Annotated in this window: 5 protein-coding genes; all 5 read right to left on the reverse strand. The window is 38.4% G+C overall.

All coding sequences use genetic code 11. The annotated features are described in order from the left end of the window. Positions 1-205: 205 nt before the first annotated feature. The 5 genes from U868_RS0123020 to U868_RS0123035 all read right to left on the reverse strand — a co-directional run bounded on the left by U868_RS0123020 (position 206) and on the right by U868_RS0123035 (position 3,464). The gene (locus U868_RS0123020) at positions 206-694 is read right to left on the reverse strand and encodes a DUF1240 domain-containing protein (RefSeq protein ID WP_051583109.1); all 489 of its coding nucleotides are present in this window, start codon (positions 692-694) and stop codon (positions 206-208) included. A gap of 188 nt (positions 695-882) precedes the next feature. Beyond that, positions 883-1,065, reverse strand: a complete 183-nt coding sequence (locus tag U868_RS26100) for a DUF1240 domain-containing protein (protein ID WP_240182757.1) — start codon at positions 1,063-1,065, stop codon at positions 883-885. Continuing rightward, the gene (locus U868_RS26105; RefSeq protein ID WP_240182758.1) at positions 1,062-1,301 is read right to left on the reverse strand and encodes a hypothetical protein; all 240 of its coding nucleotides are present in this window, start codon (positions 1,299-1,301) and stop codon (positions 1,062-1,064) included. Before U868_RS26105 ends, U868_RS26100 begins: the two co-directional genes overlap by 4 nt. Positions 1,302-1,330: 29 nt before the next feature. Beyond that, positions 1,331-2,212, reverse strand: coding sequence for a hypothetical protein (locus U868_RS23935; RefSeq protein WP_051583110.1), 882 nt, complete (start codon positions 2,210-2,212; stop codon positions 1,331-1,333). A gap of 562 nt (positions 2,213-2,774) precedes the next feature. Continuing rightward, positions 2,775-3,464 (reverse strand): hypothetical protein, encoded by a 690-nt coding sequence (locus U868_RS0123035; protein WP_025155337.1) that lies wholly within the window; start codon positions 3,462-3,464, stop codon positions 2,775-2,777. Between the last annotated feature and the right edge of the window lie 225 nt (positions 3,465-3,689).

The following is a 3,689-nucleotide window of genomic DNA, read 5'->3' on the forward strand; positions in this document are numbered from 1 at the left end:
ATTTTAGTTGACCACTACAGACCGGCGCATCACTGGTTAGCGTTGATGATGTTAACGCAAACTTAGTCAGTGAAAGCAGCGAAGACCCTTATCAAGTCGTCAGAATGAGATACCAATCCATTTCAAGAGAGCATGTGAAAGCCAGCACCTCAACATACAGCATTAACAGCGAACTGATTTAACCGGCAATGATAAAGGATATGTGTTATTCACACATATCCTTTGAAATAATATATTTTGTGGGTGCGTGAATGGATTTTTTATGGCATTTGACATAACCGTGTGACGTTAAGTCATACTCAACATAAAAGGAAAAAAAGAAGCTAAAAATAATTCCAAATATGGCTATTGCCGCAAGTAAATTGGTGATTTTATTATTAGGCTTTGCCTTCCATTTTAATTTTTCTTTTTGTTTTCGATACCCAGACATAATCATTAAATATGATAGCCACAAAAACAAAGGAAGCGAAAAAATAAAAATTCCCAGGGGGAATGAAAATGAGATAATATCGTTTTTAATAAAGTAATCTATATAGCTTTTTAGTGATCCATACGCTCCAAATACGCCAATAAAGAAAAATATTACGGAAACAAAATACACTTTTACTGGTTTGATATCACTCACTGAAGCACCTGTTAACGTTAATAAGAAATTAGCCGAACCGGTGAAAGTTAGTGAAAAAGGTATCAGCATGATACCGCCCTTCACTGTCCGTCTGTGCTTTGCGCTGCTTTTTAAGTTCCCTAATAATAAACTCGCTTATACCAAACTGTTCATCCAGCTCATATAATAAAAGCGAAATAATATCATTTGAAAGCAAGTACCTCAATACTCAGCATTAACAGTGAATTGATTTAACCGGCAATGATAAAGGATATGTTTTATTCACACATATCCTTTGAAATAATATATTTTGCAGGTGCGTGAATTGATTTTTTATGACATTTAACATAACCGCGAGATGTCAAATCATACTCAACATAAAAGGAAAAAAAGAAACTAAAAATAATCCCGAATATGGTTATTGCCGCGAGTGAGTTGGTGATTATATTATTTATTCTCATCTTTTTTTTAATTTCCCTTTTTGTTTGCGATACCCGATAATAATCATCCAATATGAAGCCCACGCAAGTAAAGGACAGCCGAAAATAATGAATCCCAGTGGGAATGAAAATGAAATTATATCAGATTTAAGAAAGTAATTAATATAACCACGTACCGAAAAATATGCGCCAAATCCTATAGCAAAAAAAAGGAAAGCTGAAACTAAATACATTTTAACTGGTTTTATCTCACTCACAGCAGCACCTATTGAAAGTAGTAAAAAAATTAACCGAACCGATGAAAATTCGTGAAAAAGGTATCAGCATGATGCCGTCCTTCACCATCAGATCGTACTTTGCGCTGCTTTTTAAGCTCTCTAATTATCGACTCACTTATGCCGAACTGTTCATCCAATTCGTATAATAAAAACGAAATAATAAGACCAGCAGTAAATATAAGCAGAGATACAGCAATAACACTACCAGCAGCGATGCTACTGAATGTCATCAGTCCGGTAACAACCGCCGTACCTACCTGCATACTGACCACAAGCTTTGCCATATCCATTGTCACATTCACAAAAAAATTCGTCAGCGTATATTCATCTTTAAATATCAGCTCAACCGCACGATACGCCAGAGAATACACAATTGAAAACCGGGCTGACCTGACTGAAACATCATTCTGCCCCATGGTTCCGATGCCCATATACAATACTTTAGGATTGTCAGCCAAATACCGGGTCGCATTAAGAAAAACCCTCACGCCCGAATGACCGGACAGGCGGATATAAATATTACCATTTTTACCGATGTATTCCGTGGCTTTAACACCAAGACCACCGAATTCATTAATAATGCGGTAAACACGGCCTGATTCATAAACACTACCGGCAAAATTGGAAACCAAATCACCGACACCAAACAATGCCTCTTTCGCTGTCGAAAAAGGATTCGATGTATTGGTGTTTTTTAAAACATACTCCGCTTCCTCAACCGTAATCAGTGCGGAAACATTCTCGTCATCCGTATCATCACCAATCGTTGATTCTATTTTAAGCCGGTTCGCCTGATGGATAAATTCATCATAATCCGGTCGTTGCTCAAAACTATACGGCTTATCTTCCGGAATGATTGTTTTCAGCACCGGGCCGTATTTATATCCCATTGTTACCCCTTAGTAATTTCGCTTAGGATATAACACAGGGTAACACCGTTCAAATTAATCTGATTCCGCTTTAACGCAACGCCGGTACTTCATTTCATGTTACTGTCACGAATACGCCGCGATTTCCGCCTGCAGGATTATTTCGTTTAATTATTATCATTAAAAAAGCACACGCTGATTACGTGTTATCGGGTAATAGAAATAAGGAGACACATAACCTTTCCGTGGTTCCTCACGGGTGACTTCCGGTATCTGCATCCGGCTTCGAATGGGAAGAGAGCATTTTTGCATATTTCGGACAAATTTCTCAGGAGTCTGGTTATTTAACGAGGAATAGGGTCTTTAATGAATTTCAGCGGAGGTATATTGAATCTGATTGGCGGAGATCACAGGAGTCGCATTTGATGGATAATGGCATTGATATTAAATGAATTTATTGAGTTGGATAAATATCAGTGCCCCCATTAGTGCCCCCAAGTTAGTTTTTGAGGGGGGATATAGGTGATAGATGATGGGGAAACCATGGCCAATTTTAGTTGACCACTTCACAGCATGTGGAAGCTTAGTAGCACGGAGCATGCTTGTCGTAGTACTTTGAACGTTTTACGATTTCGTTCAGAGGTGAGAAATCAAAATCCCTAAATGTAACATTCGGATATTTAGTTTTTGCCTCGGCTAGTAAGCCTGTAAGGGTATTATTTGTATTTCCCAGCATTGTGTTAACGCTAAGCACATGCTTAAATTCTGGTCGTTTACCTATACCTTCAGTGATAGCTTCGTTTAGAACATATGCTAACGGGGTTTGGCCTTTACTGGTGGAGTCCCATAGCATCATCAGCAACCTTGCTGCATCTATAAAGAGTTTCTTATCTGCATTTGGTTTGATCCCTGTACTGAAACATCCTGATGATGAACCTGAACTGCTTCCACTGGTAGTGCTCTCAGATTTTAGTGGGTTAAACAAAGGCAACTCAGTTCCATTGATCAGCTGAATAAAATCTTTGGCGACATCTTTTCCACAGAAAAAAGCACCTATGTCTTCCTTGTCTATTCGTCCTTGGAAAGAAAAACAATAGTACTGGTCAGTAAGGGGGTAGTTGGAATAACTTTCCTTCACCTGCCCTGGGATCAACTTCAAATGGGCCACTGGTTGAATAATATAATTCCTAACTATGGCAGATTTCACTTCATCGCCACGATGACAGTAACTGCTAGGGAGCCCATTCTGCTCTTTCTTATCACTCGCCGGCATTACTTCCCCCGTTAACTTTTTTGATGACAATGTTTTAACCATATATCATGAAAGGTTTTTTATGTCCAACACACCTTGAATGCTATAGGAAATTAAAATATTTACTAAATTTTGGCATTCAAATAGAGATGTATTATGTCCTATTTTGAACTAAGCTGCCCGTAAACAAAATTCAAGAGGCTGGCTTGAACAGAGAGTGGGGATACGGTAATCCCCCCATTTTTA

It is taken from the genome of Morganella morganii H1r, assembly GCF_000633515.1.
GTDB classification, from domain to species: Bacteria; Pseudomonadota; Gammaproteobacteria; order Enterobacterales; family Enterobacteriaceae; genus Morganella; species Morganella morganii_B.

Coding starts and splice junctions, on each gene's coding strand:
- U868_RS0123020 (WP_051583109.1), bottom strand. CDS start 694: ATGCTGATACCTTTTTCACTAACTTTCACCGGTTCGGCTAATTTCTTA.
- U868_RS26100 (WP_240182757.1), bottom strand. CDS start 1,065: ATGAGAATAAATAATATAATCACCAACTCACTCGCGGCAATAACCATA.
- U868_RS23935 (WP_051583110.1), bottom strand. CDS start 2,212: ATGGGATATAAATACGGCCCGGTGCTGAAAACAATCATTCCGGAAGAT.
- U868_RS0123035 (WP_025155337.1), bottom strand. CDS start 3,464: ATGCCGGCGAGTGATAAGAAAGAGCAGAATGGGCTCCCTAGCAGTTAC.